The sequence below is a fragment of the Kitasatospora sp. NPDC056327 genome (assembly GCF_042261735.1).
Classification (GTDB): domain Bacteria; phylum Actinomycetota; class Actinomycetes; order Streptomycetales; family Streptomycetaceae; genus Kitasatospora.
Window position 1 is genome coordinate 1 of the sequence record NZ_JBHJRC010000522.1, and the last position, 2,233, is coordinate 2,233.

Sequence of the window (2,233 nt, forward strand, 5' to 3'; positions counted from 1 at the left end):
GCCCCGGCGGCCGCGGCCGGGGCGGCGACCGTGACGGTGACGCCGGTGGCCGGGGTGGCCGCCGTGGCGGTGCCTGGGCCGGCCGGGGAGGTGCGGGAGGTGCGGGCGGGGACGGCGGCGCAGCGTCCGGACGCCGTCGGCCTGGCCTCGAAGAAGGGGAAGAAGAAGCGGAAGAAGGGCTACGGCGCGGGCACCGTGCTCATCGCCGTCCTCGGCGTGCTGGTGGTGTGCGGTGTGCTGCTGGCGCTGCGGTCGCGCAGGCGCTCCTGAGGCGGCGCGGCGCCGCTCAGCCGCCGTCGTGGCCGAGGGCGGCCAGCAGGGCCGCCACCACCCGGTCCGCGTAGTCGGGGTCGAGCGGGCCGAGGCCGTGCAGCCAGCGGTAGTACAGCGGTCCGTAGAGGAGTTCGACGGCGAGGCCGAGGTCGGCGTCGGGCCGGATCCGGCCCGCGTCCCGGGCGGCCCGCAGGCGGTCGCGGGTGACCTCCAGCAGGGGGTCGAGGAGCCGGGTGCGGTACTCGCGCAGCAGGTCGGGGTCGGTGAGCACCTCGGCGGTGAGGGCGCGTCCGGTGCGGTCGAAGGCGGGGTCGGCGAGTTCGAGGGCGGTGAGCCGCAGGACGGTGCGCAGGTCCTCGCCGAGGTCGCCGGTGTCGGGGAGGGCGAGGCCGCCGGAGGCGTCCTCGTTGCCGGCGAGGAAGGCGTCGAAGACGACGGCGCCCTTGGAGGGCCACCAGCGGTAGATGGTCTGCTTGCCGACGCCGGCGCGGGCGGCGATCCGCTCGATGGTGAGCTTGGCGAAGCCGACCTCGGCGACGAGTTCGGCGGCGGCGGTGAGGATCGCGGTGCGGCTCTGTTCGCTGCGGCGGCTGGGGTCGGGGGCGTTCTGCGGGCGGGCCATGGGAGTCATCCTACGAGCTGACGAGACGATCCGTATCGTCTTGACAGTGTGATCCGGAGCGGGCATGGTGGGGGACATGAGCGAGACGAACCGTCTCGTCTCGAATTCCGAGGGGGACACCCGCATGACCCGCTGCCCCGCCCACATCGTCATGGCCTCCATCCCGGCCCACGGCCACGTCAACCCGAGCCTCGCCGTGATCACCGAGCTCGTCGCCCGGGGCCACCGGGTCAGCTACGTCAACGACCCGTCGTTCGCCGGGGTCGTCGCGTCCACCGGTGCGACCCTGGTCCCGTACCGGACCGAGCTGCCGTTCGACGGCGATCCCGCCGGATGGCCGCAGGACCCGGTCGCCGTCCAGGACGTCTTCCTCGACGACGCCCTCGCGATGACCCCCGTGCTCCAGGAGCTCTTCGCCGGGGACCGGCCCGACCTGGTGCTCTACGACATCGGGGCCTACGCCGCCCGGGCGGTGGCCGAGGCCCACGGCGTGCCGGTGCTCCAGCTCTCGCCGACCATGGTCGGCTGGGAGGGGATCGAGGAGGACCTGGCCGAGGTCTTCGACGCGATCCGCACCGGCCCCGGCGGTCCCGAGCACTACCGCCGCTTCGAGGAGTGGCTGGCCGCGACCGGTGCCGTCGTCCGGGACGTCGAGCGGTTCAAGAACCGCCCCGACCGCGCGATCGCGCTGATCCCCCGGGCCCTGCAGCCGAACGCGGACCGGGTCGACCCCGGGCGGATCACCTTCGTCGGCCAGTGCTTCGGCGACCGCTCCCACCAGGGCGGCTGGCAGCGGCCCGCCGGGGCCGAGCGGGTGCTGCTGGTCTCGCTCGGCTCCGCCTACACCGACCGGCCCGCCTTCTACCGGGAGTGCCTGGAGGCCTTCGGGGGCCTGCCCGGCTGGCACGTCGTCCTGCAGATCGGCAAGCACACCGACGAGGCCGCGCTGGGCGAGGTGCCGGCCAACGTGGAGGTGCACCGCTGGGTGCCGCAGTTCGACGTGCTGGCCCAGGCCGACGCCTTCGTCACCCACGCCGGCACCGGCGGCGCGAGCGAGGGCATGTTCCACGGCGTGCCGATGATCGCGGTGCCGCAGGCCGTCGACCAGTTCGCCAACGCGGACTCGCTGGTGGCGCTCGGGGTGGCCCGGCGGCTGGACACCGAGGACGCGACCGCCGCCGCGCTGCGCGCCGCGCTGCTGGAGCTGACCGCCGACCCGGGGACGGCCGGGCGGCTCGCCGGACTGAGCGAGCAGGCCCGGGCCGAGGGCGGGACCGCCCGCGCGGCGGACCTGGTCGAGGCCGGGCTGGAGCGGGCCGCGGCGGTGTGACCGCGGCC

Annotated in this window: 3 protein-coding genes; 2 read left to right on the forward strand and 1 reads right to left on the reverse strand. The window is 75.3% G+C overall.

The features are described 5' to 3' along the window. On the forward strand, positions 1-270 hold a 270-nt coding region (locus ACFCX4_RS36000; protein WP_376151657.1), incomplete at its 5' end, for a hypothetical protein. Positions 271-286: 16 nt separating this feature from the next. Here ACFCX4_RS36000 and ACFCX4_RS36005 read toward each other — a convergent pair. Continuing rightward, positions 287-895, reverse strand: a complete 609-nt coding sequence (locus ACFCX4_RS36005; RefSeq protein ID WP_376151659.1) for a TetR/AcrR family transcriptional regulator — start codon at positions 893-895, stop codon at positions 287-289. Between the two features lie 64 nt (positions 896-959). On the opposite strand from ACFCX4_RS36005, the gene ACFCX4_RS36010 reads away from it, so the two are divergent. Further along, the gene (locus tag ACFCX4_RS36010) at positions 960-2,225 is read left to right on the forward strand and encodes a macrolide family glycosyltransferase (protein WP_376151661.1); all 1,266 of its coding nucleotides are present in this window, start codon (positions 960-962) and stop codon (positions 2,223-2,225) included. The last annotated feature ends 8 nt before the right edge of the window (positions 2,226-2,233 follow it).